The organism is Agromyces sp. C10, from assembly GCF_023217995.1.
Taxonomy (GTDB): domain Bacteria; phylum Actinomycetota; class Actinomycetes; order Actinomycetales; family Microbacteriaceae; genus Agromyces; species Agromyces indicus.
The window spans coordinates 155779-170156 of the sequence record NZ_JALPSX010000001.1 but is presented as its reverse complement, the minus strand read 5'-3'; the positions used below and the strand labels follow the sequence as shown (position 1 = coordinate 170156).

General features: G+C 72.3%; 15 protein-coding genes. 3 read left to right on the top strand and 12 right to left on the bottom strand.

What is annotated here, in order from left to right; all coding sequences use genetic code 11:
* Positions 1-22 precede the first annotated feature (22 nt).
* The 6 genes from M1L56_RS00880 to M1L56_RS00855 form a co-directional block, all read right to left on the bottom strand.
* Positions 23-325 carry a DUF1540 domain-containing protein gene (locus M1L56_RS00880; protein WP_067946433.1) on the bottom strand — a complete coding sequence of 101 codons (303 nt, stop codon included), beginning with the start codon at positions 323-325 and terminating at the stop codon, positions 23-25.
* Between the two features lie 108 nt (positions 326-433).
* Complete coding sequence (locus M1L56_RS00875; protein WP_248597770.1) at positions 434-1189, bottom strand: hypothetical protein; 756 nt, start codon at positions 1187-1189, stop codon at positions 434-436.
* 124 nt (positions 1190-1313) lie between these two features.
* Positions 1314-2654 (bottom strand): ABC transporter substrate-binding protein, encoded by a 1341-nt coding sequence (locus tag M1L56_RS00870; protein ID WP_067946429.1) that lies wholly within the window; start codon positions 2652-2654, stop codon positions 1314-1316.
* A 50-nt stretch (positions 2655-2704) separates the two neighbouring features.
* Complete coding sequence (locus M1L56_RS00865) at positions 2705-3607, bottom strand: carbohydrate ABC transporter permease (RefSeq protein WP_197466952.1); 903 nt, start codon at positions 3605-3607, stop codon at positions 2705-2707.
* 32 nt (positions 3608-3639) lie between these two features.
* On the bottom strand, positions 3640-4590 hold the full coding sequence (locus tag M1L56_RS00860; protein ID WP_248597769.1) for a carbohydrate ABC transporter permease: 951 nt from the start codon (positions 4588-4590) through the stop codon (positions 3640-3642).
* On the bottom strand, positions 4587-6677 hold the full coding sequence (locus M1L56_RS00855; protein WP_248597768.1) for a beta-galactosidase: 2091 nt from the start codon (positions 6675-6677) through the stop codon (positions 4587-4589). Before M1L56_RS00855 ends, M1L56_RS00860 begins: the two co-directional genes overlap by 4 nt.
* Before the next feature lie 121 nt (positions 6678-6798).
* Here M1L56_RS00855 and M1L56_RS00850 point away from each other — a divergent pair, with 121 nt between their 5' ends.
* Positions 6799-7821 carry a LacI family DNA-binding transcriptional regulator gene (locus tag M1L56_RS00850; RefSeq protein WP_248597767.1) on the top strand — a complete coding sequence of 341 codons (1023 nt, stop codon included), beginning with the start codon at positions 6799-6801 and terminating at the stop codon, positions 7819-7821.
* A 139-nt stretch (positions 7822-7960) separates the two neighbouring features.
* On the opposite strand, the gene M1L56_RS00845 is transcribed toward M1L56_RS00850, so the two are convergent.
* Positions 7961-8797: a helix-turn-helix domain-containing protein gene (locus M1L56_RS00845; protein ID WP_248597766.1), complete on the bottom strand. Its 837-nt coding sequence runs from the start codon at positions 8795-8797 to the stop codon at positions 7961-7963.
* A 90-nt stretch (positions 8798-8887) separates the two neighbouring features.
* Here M1L56_RS00845 and M1L56_RS00840 point away from each other — a divergent pair, with 90 nt between their 5' ends.
* Positions 8888-9829: a phytanoyl-CoA dioxygenase family protein gene (locus M1L56_RS00840; RefSeq protein ID WP_248597765.1), complete on the top strand. Its 942-nt coding sequence runs from the start codon at positions 8888-8890 to the stop codon at positions 9827-9829.
* A 6-nt stretch (positions 9830-9835) separates the two neighbouring features.
* On the opposite strand, the gene M1L56_RS00835 is transcribed toward M1L56_RS00840, so the two are convergent.
* Entirely contained in the window at positions 9836-10480 is a 645-nt protein-coding gene (locus tag M1L56_RS00835) for an SDR family oxidoreductase (RefSeq protein ID WP_248597764.1), read from the bottom strand.
* Positions 10481-10735: 255 nt separating this feature from the next.
* Here M1L56_RS00835 and M1L56_RS00830 point away from each other — a divergent pair, with 255 nt between their 5' ends.
* On the top strand, positions 10736-11203 hold the full coding sequence (locus tag M1L56_RS00830) for an NUDIX domain-containing protein (RefSeq protein ID WP_248597763.1): 468 nt from the start codon (positions 10736-10738) through the stop codon (positions 11201-11203).
* A 37-nt stretch (positions 11204-11240) separates the two neighbouring features.
* Here the strand turns inward: M1L56_RS00830 and M1L56_RS00825 are convergent, their stop codons facing one another.
* The 4 genes from M1L56_RS00825 to M1L56_RS00810 all read right to left on the bottom strand — a co-directional run bounded on the left by M1L56_RS00825 (position 11241) and on the right by M1L56_RS00810 (position 14337).
* A complete protein-coding gene (locus tag M1L56_RS00825) occupies positions 11241-12056 on the bottom strand; it encodes a nitroreductase family protein (RefSeq protein ID WP_248597762.1) in 816 nt (271 codons plus the stop codon).
* A gap of 5 nt (positions 12057-12061) precedes the next feature.
* A complete protein-coding gene (locus tag M1L56_RS00820) occupies positions 12062-12448 on the bottom strand; it encodes a hypothetical protein (protein WP_248597761.1) in 387 nt (128 codons plus the stop codon).
* Complete coding sequence (locus M1L56_RS00815) at positions 12445-13665, bottom strand: AI-2E family transporter (RefSeq protein ID WP_248597760.1); 1221 nt, start codon at positions 13663-13665, stop codon at positions 12445-12447. Before M1L56_RS00815 ends, M1L56_RS00820 begins: the two co-directional genes overlap by 4 nt.
* Before the next feature lie 90 nt (positions 13666-13755).
* The gene (locus M1L56_RS00810) at positions 13756-14337 is read right to left on the bottom strand and encodes a helix-turn-helix domain-containing protein (RefSeq protein WP_067946417.1); all 582 of its coding nucleotides are present in this window, start codon (positions 14335-14337) and stop codon (positions 13756-13758) included.
* Positions 14338-14378 lie beyond the last annotated feature (41 nt).

Here is a 14378-nt window from a genome sequence, read left to right as displayed (position 1 = left end):
CCGCGCCCGGCTCCGCGTGGGGTCAGCGGGGCTCGTACGTCAGGCAGTCCGCGTCGACCGCACCGGGCCCCACGCGCACGGCCGTCGCGGTGCACTCCAGCGAGTCGTTGTGCACGCACTCCGACCGCTGGCACGCGCCGACGTGGGAGATCACCTTGTCGAGCCCGCCCTTCGTGCCGAGCGGGATGAACGTGGCGCACTCGGCGTCGCCCACCGAGCCCGCGATCGTGACCGCGGCGGCGTGGCAGCTCGAATGGTCGTTGTACGAGCACCCGGTCACCGAGCATTCGGCGACGGCGGGCAGTTCGTCGAGGGTCATGCTCATGGTGACCTCCTGAGGTGGTGTCGACCGGCAGGTGCGGGCGATGCTACTCCGCAGGACGACGAGCGACTAGACCCGGTGCGCGCGTCGCGCCGGAATCGAGGTCGCCGGTCAGAGCAGCCAGGGGTCGATGCCGAGGTCGTCGGCCCGCGGCGGGTCGGCGATCGCCGGAGGCGGCGGCATCCGTCGTCGCGCCGCGGCCGCCGCACGCCCCTGCACGACGCCCTTCGCGCCGGTCGCGCCCGCGCCGAGCCGGACGAGGTCCCTCGTGCGCGGGCCGGTGGGCAGGTCGCGCGGGAGCGCGCCCGCGGCCACGATCCACCGCGGCAGGCCGAGCAGGCCGAGCACGCGAGCCAGCCGCTCCGACTCGTAGACGCTGTCGGTGTCGAGCTCCTCGCCGAGCACCTCGGCGAGCTCCTCCGCGGCATCCGCTCGCCCCACCGCGTCGGCGAACGCCTCGGCGTGCTCGACGCCGAACGGCTCGGCGAGCACCTCGTCGTCGGCGCCGGGTTCGCGCGACGGGTCGCTCGAGTAGCGCCCGAGCTCGTCGGTGCCGCGGAACGCCGCGAGCACGAGCTGCCGGTCGAGCCGCACGCGCGCGACGACGACCACGGTGTGCAGCGCCGCCGCGAGCGCCGCCCCCACCTCGAGGACGCCGCTGCGCGCCGTCGCCACCGTGCCGTCGCCGGGATCGCCGAGCGCAACGACCCAGCCCGACTCGGCCGGGGCGACCCAGCCGGTGAAGCGGATGCCGCGGAGCGCGTCGACCACGAGCGACTCGTCGCCGATGCGCACGAGCGCGGCGCCGTACGTCTCGCCGATGGGTCCGCCCCCGTCGGGCGTGCTGCCCGGGATCGCGTACGTCACGCCGACCTCCCGTTCGCCATGTCCCGATGCTCGCACGGATGGCGCGCGACCGCAGCCGCAGGCCCGTGCCGCGGGCGTCCTGGGGGGAGGGACGTCCGCGGCACGGGCTGCACTCAGGCGGGCGCTACTCCGCGACCGGGATGGACTGGGCCTCGAGCGCCTTGATGGTCGACTCCTGGCCCTTCTCGAGGGCCTCCATCAGGGTGCTGCTGCCCGATGCGGCAGCCTTGAACCCGTCGGAGACGTCAGCGTAGGTCTGCGTCATCGTCGGACCCCAGACGAAGTCCGGGCTGACCTGCGCCGCCGCCTCGGCGAACACGTCGTAGATGGGCTGGCCGCCGTAGAACTCGACGCCCTCCTTCAGCACGGGCAGGTCGAGGCCCGCCTCGGTGGCGGGGTAGATCTGCGCGGTCTCGTTGAGCGAGGTGAGCGCCTCCTCCGAGGTGTTCAGCCACAGCGCGAACTTCGCCGCCTCGTAGAGGTGGTCGGTGCCGTTGAAGACGGCGATCGAGGAGCCGCCCCAGTTGCCGGCGACCGCGTCGCCCTCGTTCCACTGCGGCGCGAGCGCGACCGACCAGTTGCCCGCCGTGTCCGGCGCGCCCGACAGGATCGAGTTGGCACCCCAGACGGCCGAGTTCCAGGTCCAGACCTCGCCCGAGTTGTACGCGTTGTTCCACTCGTCGGTCCAGGCCGGGTAGGTCGAGACGAGGTCGTTCTCGATGAGGTCCTGCCAGTACTCGGCGACCGTCATCGACTCGTCGCTCGTGAGCTCGACCGTCCACGCGTCACCGTCGTTGGCGAACCACTGGCCGCCCGCCTGCCAGACGAAGCCGGCGAACTGGTTGATGTCGGTCTGCGAGAAGTTGGTGATGTAGCCGCCCTGCTCGCGGATCGTCACGGCCGCCTCGCGGTACTCCTCCCACGTGGTCGGCACCTCGATGCCGGCCTGCTCGAAGAGGTCGCTGCGGTAGAACAGGGCCATGGGGCCCTGGTCCTGCGGGATGCCGTAGACCTCGTCCTCAGTGCCGAGGGTGACCTGGCCCCAGGTCCAGTCGAGGAACTGGTCCTCGGCGGCGAGCACGTCTTCGCAGGCGCCGAGGTTCACGAGGCCGTCCTGCACGCGGAAGTTCGGCAGCGCGTCGTACTCGATCTGGCCGAGGTCGGGGGCATTGCCCGCCTCGAGCTGGTTGAAGAAGTTCTGGTAGGTGCCGGCGTTGCCCGAGGGGCCGGTCTGCACCTCGACCTGGATGTCGGGGTTCTCCTCGTTCCAGATCGCGACGGCGTCCTCGATGCCGGGGATCCAGCTGGTGAAGGTGAGCGTGACGTCCTCGCCCGCGGGCTCGCAGGATGCCGCGGCGTCGCCGCCGCCGCCCCCGGAGCTCGCGCCGCCCGCGGCGCACCCGGTCAGGGCGAGCGCGGCGGAGGTGAGCAGGGCTGCGGTGACCGCTCGTTTCGTGTGACGCATGGTTTCCTCTTCTCGGTGTGGGGTTGGTGCCCGGATGCCCCGGGCGGGCTCTACTTCAGGGCTCCGGTGCCGAGGCCCGTGCGCCAGTAGCGCTGAAGCAGCAGGAAGGTGATGATCAGGGGGATGATCGACAGCAGCGATCCGACGAGCACGTAGGTGCGCAGCTCGGGGAACTGGTTGACCGTGGAGTTCCAGGCGTAGAGGCCGTAGGTGACGGGGAACAGCTCCTCGCTGCGCAGCATGATCAGCGGCAGGAAGAAGTTGTTCCAGATGGTCACGAACTGGAACAGGAACACCGTGATGAGCGCCGGGAACATGAGGCGGATCGAGACGGTGAAGAAGGTGCGGATCTCCCCCGCGCCATCCAGCCGGCTCGCCTCGAGCAGTTCGTCGGGCACGGATGCCTCGGCGAACACGCGCGACAGGTACACGCCGAACGGGCTCACGACGCTCGGGAGGAACACCGCCCAGAACGTGTCGGTGAGCTGGACGCGGCTGAACAGCAGGAACAGCGGGAGCGCGAGCGCGGTGGCGGGGACGAGGACGCCGCCGAGCACGATGTTGAAGATCGTCTCGCGCCCGGGGAAGCGGTACTTCGCCAGGGCGTAGCCGCACATCGCCGCGAGGATCGTCGCGACGACCGCGCCGAGGCCCGCGTACAGGAGGCTGTTGAGGATCCACTTCAGGTAGACGCCGTCGCGGTGGGCGAGGAGCGCGCCGATGTTCTCGAACAGCCGGAAGTCGGCGAACCAGAGCGGGTTGGTGCTGAACAGGTCGCCGCGGCTCTTCGTCGAAGCGACGAGCAGCCACCAGATCGGCACGAGGAAGTAGAGCGTGAACACGGCCATGACGAGCATGGCGCCGGTGCGCGAGAGGATGCTCTCCCGGGGGCCGCGGCCGACCGACGGCATGTCGCCGTGGCGGTCGACACCGCGCGGGTTGACCGCGGGCATGGCCGAGGTCGCGTCGGGGCCGATCGCGGTGCTCATGCGTCCGCTCCCTTCCGTCGGGTGAGTCGCAGGAACGTGAACGAGAGGATGAACGTGGCGAGCGCGAGCACGACCGAGAAGGCCGCGGCGAGCGAGACGTTCGGGATCGAGCTGGTCGCGTAGATCGTCATGTTCGGCGTGTACGTGCTCGTGACCGCCGAGCTGAACGACCGGAACGTCTGCGGCTCGGCGAGCAGCTGGAGCGTGCCGATGATCGACAGCACGGCCGTGAGCACGAGTGCGGGGCGGACGAGCGGGATCTTGATCGACCAGGCGATGCGCGCCTGGCCCGCGCCGTCGATCCGCGCCGCCTCGTAGATCTCCTGCGGGATGGCGAGCAGCGTCGAGTAGATGATGAGCATGTTGTAGCCGACGAACACCCAGGTGACGACGTTCGCGATCGCCCACAGCACGAAGTCGGCCGACAGCAGGTTGACCTGGCTCGTGAGCGCCTGGAACGGCGACAGGTTCGGCGAGTACAGGAAGCCCCACATGATCGCCGCGATGACGCCGGGGACGGCGTACGGCGCGAAGAACGCCAGCCGGAAGAACTTCTTGCCGCGGATCAGCGGCGAGTCGAGCAGGAGCGCGAACAGCAGCGCGAGCGCGAGCATGACGGGCACCTGCACGATGCCGAAGAGCAGCACGCGGCCGACGGACGTCCAGAACGCCTCGTTCTGGAAGACCAGCTCGTACTGGCGGAGCCCGCCGAAGACCTCGGTCGCGGCGCCGTACGTGCCCTCGCGCTCGACGACGAGCAGCGACTGCCAGACGGCCACGCCGATGGGGATGAGGTAGAACAGCACGAACATCGCCGCGAACGGCCCGACGAAGGCGACGATCGCCCACGGGTGCTGCACGCGCCGTCGGCGCGTCGGCGTCCGGCGGCCGCGTCCCTCCTCGGCGGCCAGTCGCGCCGCGGTCGCGGGGGTGGCGGATGCGGTCATTCCGCGTCCTCCTCTCTGATCACCCGGACCGCGCCGGCGGGCACCGCGAGGCGCCCGTCCGCGACGGTTCCGGTCACGAGTTCGGTGCCGCGCACGTCGACCTCGACGGCGTCGGCGCCGTGGTTCACGACGAAGGTGTACGCCCGGCCCTCGGCGATGCGGCGCGTGATCTCGACGTCGGCGCCGGCGGCGGGGGCGGATGCCGCGCCGGCACCCTCCACGACCCGGCCGACGAGGTCGAGCAGGTCGTCGCGCTCGAGCAGCGTGGCGAGGTACCAGGCGTCGCCCGCGCCGGAGCTGCCGGCGCGGCGGGTCACGGCGGGGCGGCCGGCGGCGGGGCCGTCGGCGAAGCGGTCGAGCACCGCGGCATCCGTCGCCTCGACCCGTTCGGCCCACAGCGAGGCGGCCGCGCCGGACTCGAGGACGAGCGGCGTGCCGGGGAGCACGGGCGTGAACTCCTCGACGCGGACGCCGAGCAGGTCGCGCCAGGCGCCGGGGTACCCGCCGGGTCGCACCCGGTCGTGCTCGTCGACGATGCCGCTGTAGAACGTGACGAGCACGTGGGTGCCGGATGCCACGGCCGCGTCGAGCGCGGCGGCCTCCTCGTCGCCGACGAGGTAGAGGCCCGGCACGACGACGAGGCGGTACCCGCTGAGGTCGGCGCCGGGCCGCACCACGTCGACGCTCACGCCGAGGTCGTGCAGCGCACCGTACAGCGCGTGCACCTGGTCGAGGTACTCGATGGCGTGGGTCGGCCGGGTCTCGGCGTCGGAGGCCCACCACGACTCCCACGAGAACAGGAGTGCGACGTCGGCCTCTACGCGCGTGCCCGCGACCTCGTCGAGCGCGCCGACGATGCGGCCGAGCTCGACGACCTCCCGCCAGAGGGCGGAGTCGGTGCCCGCGTGCGGCACCAGCGCGGAGTGGAACTTCTCGGAACCCTGCAGCGAGGCCCTCCACTGGAAGAAGCAGACGCCGTCGGCGCCGCGTGCGACGTGGGCGAGCGAGTTGCGCAGCAGCTGGCCGGGTTCCTTCGCGAGGTTCACCGGCTGCCAGTTGACCGATCCGGTGGAGTGCTCCATGAGCAGCCAGGGCTCGCCGCCCGCGAGGCCGCGCGTGAGGTCGGCTGCGAACGCGAGCTCGGTGCGCGGCTCGCCGAGCCGGTGGTCGAGGTAGTGGTCGTTCGCGATGACGTCCATGTCGGGTGCCCACGACCAGTAGTCGAGGTTCCGGATGTGCGCGGTGACCATGAAGTTCGTCGTGATGGGCAGGTCGCTGCGGCGACGGATGACGGCGGCCTCCGCCCGGTAGTGGTCGAGCAGCTGCTCGGACGAGAACCGGTGGAAGTCGAGCACCTGGCTTGGGTTGCGGCTGGAGAGGGTGAGCTTGGGGGTGAGGATCTCGTCCCAGTCGGTGTACCGCTGGCTCCAGAAGCTCGTGCCCCAGGCGCGGTTCAGATCGGCGATCGTGCCGTACCGCGCGCGGAGCCAGCGGCGGAAGGCCCGCGTGCTCTCGTCGCAGTGGCAGAGCGCGTTGTGGCAGCCGAGCTCGTTCGACACGTGCCACAGGGCGACCGCGGGGTGCCGGCCGTAGCGCTCGGCGACCGCGTCGACGAGCTCGAGGGCCGCACGGCGGAACACGGGCGAGCTCGGGCACCAGGCCTGGCGGCCGCCGGGGAACCGCGTGGTGCCGTCCTCGACGACGGGCAGGATCTCGGGGTGCCGCGTGGTGAGCCACGGGGGCGGCGAGGAGGTGCCGGTGCCGAGGTTGATGCGGATGCCGGCCTCGTGGAGGAGGTCGACGACCTCGTCGAGCGCGGAGAAGTCGAAGGCGCCGTCGGGACCCTGCAGCGCGGCCCAGCCGAAGATGTTGATGGCGACGAGGTCGACGCCGGCCTCGCGCATGAGCGCGACGTCCTCCCGCCAGACGGCCGGGTCCCACTGCTCGGGGTTGTAGTCGCAGCCGAAGGCGATGCCCTGGTGCTGGAAGCGGGGGCGGGCGGCGGCGGGTGCAGGCTCGGCCTGCTGCGGCGGGATCGGCGCCAGCGTCGTCGCGTGGTGGTCCACGGTGCTCCCGGTGATCGTCATTGAACCTGTGAACGTGCACAGTTTCGCGTGAGCGGATCGGCCTCGCGATTTCTGTGAACGTACACAGAATGGCACCGCGCGGCATCCGTGTCAACACCCCGCCGCCGCTACAGTGAGTCGCATGACGACGAAGCGGGCCCGCGCGAAGCGCGCCACGGTGCACGACGTGGCCCTCGAGGCCGGCGTCTCCCGCGGCACCGTGAGCCGCTACGTCAACGGCGAGCGCTACGTCTCCGCCGCTGCGCGCGAGGCCATCGAGGCGGCCATCGCCAAGGTCGGCTACGTGCCGAACACGGCGGCGCGCAACCTCGTGATGCAGCGCACCCAGGCCGTCGGCTTCATCGTCCACGAACCGCACTCGCTCTTCGTCGAGGACCCCAACATCGGCGAGATCCTGCTCGGTGCGAACGCGCGACTGTCCGAGGCCGACCACCAGATGGCCGTACTCATCGTCGACACCGAACGCGACACCGAGCGCGTCGCCCGCTACCTCTCGGGCGGCCTCGTCGACGGCGTCGTCATCGTCTCCGCGCGAGCCGACGACCCGATCACGCGCGTCGTCGAGCGCCTGCAGCTGCCCGCGGCGTACGTCGGCCATCCGCCGGGCGCCGCCAGCACGGCGTCATTCGTGGTGATCGACAACCGCGGCGCGGCGAGCGCGATCACCGAGCGACTGGCCGCCACCGGCCGCTCGCGCATCGGCATGATCGCCGCCGCCCTCGACCGCGACTCGGGCGCCGACCGGCTGAGCGGCTTCCGCGCCGCCCTCGGCGACCGGTTCGACGAGACCCTCGTCGAACCCGTGCCGCTCTACTCGTACTCCGCCGGACGCGACGGCATGCGTCGCCTGCTCGAGCGCGCGCCCGACCTCGACGGGGTGTTCGCGGCATCCGACGCCGTGGCCGCGGGCGCGATCGAGGCACTCAAGGAGGCGGGCCGCCGGGTGCCCGAGGACGTCGGGGTCGTGGGATTCGACGACAGCGCCTGGGCCCGTCGTACGACGCCGCCGCTCTCGACCGTTCGGCAGCCCGCGGCGGGGCTCGGGGCGGGCGCGGCCGAACTCGTGCTCGACCGCCTCCGCGGCGAGGACACGCCGACCGAGCGCCGCCTCGACTGCGAGATCGTCTGGCGCGACTCCGCCTGACCGGCCGTTCCGCTCTTTTTCCGTTTCTCAGGAGACACGCCCGGCCGGATCGCACGATCCCGGAATCGACGCGCGGATCGGGGCCGCGTTCCGCGATCCTCCGCCGGCGCTCCTGAGAAGAGCATCACGGGGAGGACGGTCAGGGGCGCAGGCGGCGGCGGTACGCCGCGGGCGCCTCGCCGCAGCGCTCGCGGAAGCGCGCGTAGAACTGGCTCTGCGACCGGAACCCGGCGGCGTGGCCAACGTCGGGCGCCGCGAGGTCGGTCGTGAGCAGCAGGTGCTGGGCCCGCGCCACGCGGCACTGCGCGAGGTACTCGCCGATCGTGATCCCGAGCGCCCGGCGGAACACGGTCATCGCGTGCTGCGGTGCGAGGTGCACCTGGCGTGCCACGTCGTCGACGCGCACCTCCTCGTCGGCGTGCTCCGAGATCCACGCGGCCATCGCGGCGGCGTCCGGGCGCAGCCCGCCGCCGGCCGCGACCGCCGACTCGACCGCTCCCGGCTCGGATGCGGCGAGCGCCGCCCGACGCACGAACCCCTCGATCTCAGCGGATGCCGCACGCCGGGCCTCGCCGCCCGCCGCGAGTTCTGCGGCCCACACGCCGACCCGGCCCTCGAGGTCGAGCCCCGGCCCGGCGGGGAGCAGGGCGAATCCGCCCGCGAGCAGGCGCGGGACCATCCCGCCGGGCAGCCGCCAGCCGAGCGCCGTCCCGAGCGGAACGGTGAGCCACGAGACGAGGCCGCGCGACGCGTCGGTCAGGAGCTGGTGCGGGCGCGCCGCCCAGAACAGCGCGAGCGTGCGCGGCGGGATGTGCACGGCGCGTCCGTCGACGAGGTAGTCGAGGCCGCCCGGCGAGAGGTTGAGCTCGAGGTCGTCGTGCCGGTGCGCGACCGTCATGGCCGTGGTCGCACCCTGCCAGCAGGAGAGTCCGAACGACCTCGCTCCGTGTGCGTGTGCGTCGACGTCGAAGCTCATGATCCCGGAATCCTCGCACATTCGGCAGGAAGACCTGCTCGATCCTGCGACCTAGCGTGAGATGCGAACCCGCCGACAGGAAGGACCGACATGACCATCGCCGAGCCCGCCGCCCGCGCCGCGGCATCCGCTGCCGACCACCACCTGACGCCCGAGCAGGTGCGCTTCTTCGACGAGCACGGCTACCTCGTGCTGCGCGGGCGCATCCCCACCGCGACGCTCGCCCGCCTGCAGGACGCGGCCGACGCCTGGATCGCCGACGGCCGCGCGCTCGACGAGGGCGACCCCGCGGCGTCCGACTACCAGTGGGCCACGCGGGGCGGCGAGCGCCGCATGTTCCGCGTCGACTACCTGCACGCCAAGGGCCAGGCGGCGTCGCTCGAGCTGCTCGGCAGCCCCGCCGTGCTCGGCATCGCCGAGAGCCTCGCCGGGCCGGACTTCGTGCCGACCTACGAGTCGCTCGTGTTCAAGGACGAGGGCGACGGCGCTGCGATCGACTGGCACCAGGACGCGGTGCACCCGCGCACGCACCGCATCTTCAACATCGACGTGTACCTCGACGCCTCGCGAGCCCGCGAGGGCGCGCTGCGGGTCGCGCCCGGCTCGCACCTCGCACCCGTCGACGTGTGCCAGCTCCAGGAGGAGTACGGGTGGGACGCGCCCGGCGTGATCCAGGTCGAGCTCGAGCCCGGCGACGTGCTCGTGCACGACGTGATGGTCGTGCACGGCTCCGAAGCGGTCACGGGCAACCGGCTCCGCCGCACGATCTACTACGAGTTCCGCGCGGCCGAGCAGATCCTCGCCGAGGGACCCTGGGACGCCGAGTGGATCGACCGGCGGCTGCGCCTGCTGCCCGTCGCGCTGCGCGAGCACGCCCGCGCCAACCCGGATGCCGCGCCGTTCGCGTGGAACCTCGACCCGGCGCTTCGCCCGGAGACCACGGGCGACGACGCGGCCGAGCTGCGCATCGCGCACCTCGTGCACTCCCCCGGCTCGTACTGCAGCGCGGGCAGCGTGCCGTTCACCGAGTGAGCGCGGTCAACCCCGCAGCGCCTCGGCGATCGGCGTGTCGCCGTTGTTGAAGCGGATGGTGCGCCCGATCGTCGCCGGCTCGTCGAGCGTCGCGACCACGACGGCCGCGACATCCGCGCGGTCGACCTGCCCGCTCTCCTCGCCGGTCGTGTCGATGCGGCCCGTGCCGGGGCCGTCGGCGAGCGTCGACGGGCCGAGGATCGTGTAGTCGAGCCCGGTCGAGCGCAGGTGCTCGTCGGCGTCGGCCTTCGCGTCGGCGTAGTGGCGGAACGCGCTGTCGGCGGGCACGCGGTGGTCGACGCGGGAACCGAAGTACGACACCATCACGTAGCGGCGCACGCCCGCACGCTCGGCGGCGTCCATCGACCGCACCGCGGCGTCGTGGTCGACCGCGCGGGTGCGCTCGGGGTTGCCTCCGCCGGCGCCCGCCGACCACACCACCGCGTCGTGCCCGGCGATGAGCTCGGCGAGCGCGTCGACGTCGAGCGTCTCGACATCCGCCACCACCGGGTTCGCCCCGGTCGCCGCGACGTCCTCGGCGTGCTCGGGGTTGCGGATCACCGCGTCCACCTCGTCGCCCCGGCCCGCCAGCAGGCGCTCGACCTGCAGTGCGACCCGCCCGTGTCCTCCGATGACCAGCACCTTCGTCATCCGTCCGTCCCCCTCCGTCGGTTGCTTCGAGCGTAGTGACGGATGCCGCGGCGGCAACCTGCGGCGGCGAAATCGGGGGTGGCCCGGCGCAGGCCCGGCCCGGCAGAATGGGGCGCACACACGGGGAGGTGCGGATGGACATCGACATCGAGACGGTGCTCTGGCTGGCGATCGGGGGGATCGTGGCGGTCGGCGGGGTCCTCGCCGTCGCGGCGCTGTGGTCGTTCGTCAAGCCCAAGTGAGCCCGGCTCGATCGTGCCGGTGACGAGCGCGGGCATCCTGCTGTTCCGCCGGAGTCCCGCCCTGCAGGTGTTCGTCGCGCACATGGGTGGGCCGTTCTGGGCGAAGCGGCACGAGCAGGCGTGGTCGATCCCGAAAGGGCTGCTCGAAGGCGATGAGTCGCCGCGGGTCGCGGCCATGCGGGAGTTCGCCGAGGAGATCGGCGTGCCCGCGCCATCCGTCGACTACGTCGACCTCGGCACGGTGCGCGCGTCGTCGGGCAAGGTGCTGCACGTGTTCGCGGGCGAGGCGCCGGACTTCGAGGTGGCCGAGCTGCGGCCGGGCACGTTCGAGATGGAGTGGCCGCCGCGCTCGGAGCGCACGGCGGAGTTCCCCGAGGTCGACCAGGCGCGGTGGGCGGATGTCGCGGAGGCGCGGACGCTCCTCGTGAAGGGCCAGCTCGCCGCGCTCGACCGCCTCGAGGCGCACCTCGCCGCCGTCTGACCGCCGTCCTCCGCGCCCGGGTCGCCGGCTGCGCGGGCTATGACCCGGCGGGCCGGTGGAGCGGCTCGTCCCATCCGGTCTGCGGGGTGTCGCACGTCTCGCGGAACACCACCTGCGAGGGCAGCTTACGCTCGTGGCTCACCCAGTCGATGGCCGGACGCCGCTGCTCGACGGGCACGTACCCGAGCCGGTACACGGCCATGAGCTCGAGCTCGTCGGGCACCTTCAGCAGGCGCACGATCTCCTCCCAGCGGCCCGGCACCTCCATGGGGAACGAGATGAACTGGATCCCCATCCCGAGCTCGACGGTCGTGAGCCACACGTTCTCCATCGCGGCGCCCATGCTGAACACCGAGTAGAACGACGACAGCTGCCCCGGCCGGTACTCCGATCGGTCGAGCATGACGCCCAGGAGCAGCGGCGACCCGGCGACGAGCTTGCGGTTCTCCTCGCCGAGGGTCTTCGGCACCCCGAACGTGTTCATGAGCTTCTGCCCGCGCTTGGTGAACACCTGCGAGGTGAACGGCCGCAGCGCCGAGGGCAGCTTGTCGAAGAGCATGCCCGAGCGCTTCTCGTCCATCTCGGCCTGGCTGAAGCGGAAGTACGGCTTGTAGCGCTCGAAGAACGTGCCGTTCGACATCGCCTCGGTCATGCTCTCGCCGGAGATGCGCGCGATGGCCTCGATGGTCGAGCGGTCCTCGATGAGCACGAACCGCCACGGCTGGCTGTTCAGCTGCGACGGCGCCCGGCCGGCGGCCTCGATGAGGGTGCGCTGGTGCTCCTCCGAGACCGGGTCGGGCAGGAACGGGCCGTTGGTGGTCTTGCGGCGCCGGACGGCGTCGAGCAGCTCCATGCGGGCTACCTCCTGGATCGGATCGCGGCGGCGGCGATGAACGGCGCGGCCGTCAGGGCGATGAGCGGATGCCGCCGCGTGTGCGTCCCCGCGTACGGGATGACGGCGAGCGGCACGAGGGCGGGGGCGAGCGCGGCCGCGGCCGAGCCGACGGCGTCGCGGGGCCGGCCCCACCATGCCGAGGAGAACGCGGCGAGCGCGAGCCCGAACGTGGCGATGTACAGGGCGTGGTGCACCCACCGGAAGTTCCGGGTGTCGATGAGTCGCACGGCGACCGAGGCGCCGAGGGCGCAGTTGGCCGTGTAGCTCGCCGCGGCGGCCGTGAACAGCGCCGGGGCGGCATCCGTCGGCGCGCGCGACGGCCCGCGGGTCGAGCGGATGCCGCGGCTCATGCGATGGGCACCCCGCCGGCCGAGTCGGGGCGGGCGGGTTCGGCGCGGCCGGCCTCGATGACCCGCCGGGTCCGTCGTCGGAACGTGCGTCGCTGGTCGATCGTCGGGTCATCGCGGTCCCACACCTTGACGATGGCCCAGCCGACCGCGGTGAGCGGCACCGCGAGGACGGCGCCGACGATGCCGCCGAGGATCGTGCCGGCCGTCAGCGCGATGAGGATGACGAGGGGGTGGAGCTTCAGCGACTGCGCCATGACGACCGGCTGCAGGAAGTTGCCCTCGATCTGGTTCACGCCGATGACGATCGCGATGACGATGAGGGCGACGATCGGCCCGTTGGCGACGAGGGCCACGAGCGCGGCGAGCGCCCCGGCGAGCGTGGCGCCGACGATGGGGATGAACGAGAGCAGGAACACGATCACCGCGAGCGGCAGCGCGAGCGGCACCTGCAGGATCGCGAGGCCGAGGCCGATGAAGAGCGCGTCGACGAAGGCGATGATCGCGGTGCCGCGCACGTAGCCGCCGAGCACGCGGACGCTCGTGCGGCCGACGCGCCGACCGCGTTCGAGCCGGCTGCCGCGGAACGGCCGGAGGAAGAACGCCCAGATGCGGTCGCCGTCCTTGAGGAAGAAGAACAGCACCACGATCATGAGCACGAGCCCGGTCAGGAACTCGGTGGCCTGGGTGACGCCGGCGAGCGCGCCCTGCCCGAACTCGGCACTCGTGACGAATTCGAGGATGCCGTCGCGCGCGTCGTCGAGCTGCTGCTGGTCGATGGGGATCGGCAGGTCGCGCACCCATCCGAGGAGGTCGTCGAAGCCCTCGGTGGCCGACTCGGCCAGTCGCGACCACTGGCCGCGCACGGCGAACACGATGAGCGTCACGACGCCGCCGAGCACGATGATGCCGCCGAGGAGGGTGGTCCATGCGGCGAGCATCGGCGACCAGCCCTTGCGTCGCATGAGCGAGACGAGCGGTGCGGCCGCGGCGGCGAGGATGAGGGCGACGAGCACGGGGATCACGAGCAGGCGGATCTGCAGGAGCGCCCAGATCGAGACCGCGGCGAGCGCGCCGACGATGAGCACCTGCAGGCTCCGGATCGACCAGTGGCCGAGGCGGTCGTTCCAGATCGGTCCGCCCGCTCCGTCGCGCGTCTCGTGCTCGTCGTCCTCCGTCGCCGCCTGGACCGGCCGGCTCCGTCCCCTCACGAAGATCATGGCTCGACCCTAGGGCGGGCACGGCCGGGCGCGCAGCCCCCTCGCGGTCCGTGTCCGATCCGCCTAGGGTGCGCGAGCGGATGCCGCCGGCTACGCCGACCCGCTCCACGGCGCGGGGACGAGCACCCACACGACCTCGGCGGGCGCGTCGTCGTCGGCGACCCAGGTGTGCGGTTCGCGGCCGGGGAAGGTGAGGGCATCGCCGGCCTCGAGTCGGACGGTGCGGTCGGCGAATCGCACCTCGACCGCGCCCGCGACGACGTGGAGCACCTCGACATCGCAGTTGACGGTGTAGAGCTCGTGTCCGCCGTGGGCGCCGGGTTCGAGCGACGACCGCAGGAGCTGGACGCGTTCCTCGCCGCGGGGCGACATGAGGTGCTCCTCGACGTGCACGCCGCCGAGGTTGATGCGGGGCGCGTCGGCACGTGTGATCTTCTGGATCTCGGGCTCGGCGAACAGCGCCCCGACCGGCAGCGAGAGCACCTGGCAGAGCTGCACGAGGGTGGCGACGCTCGGCGAGGTCTCGTCGCGTTCGAGCCGGCTGAGGAAGCCCTTGCTGAGGCCGCTCGATTCCGCGACCTGCGAGAGCGTGAGTCCCTGCGCCATGCGGGTGCTGCGCAGCTTGGCGCCGATGGGCGGACCGCCGGTGGCGGACGGGTGGATGGGTCGCACTGGGGCTCCTCTCGCGCGGGTGGGCGCCGCGGCATCCGTCG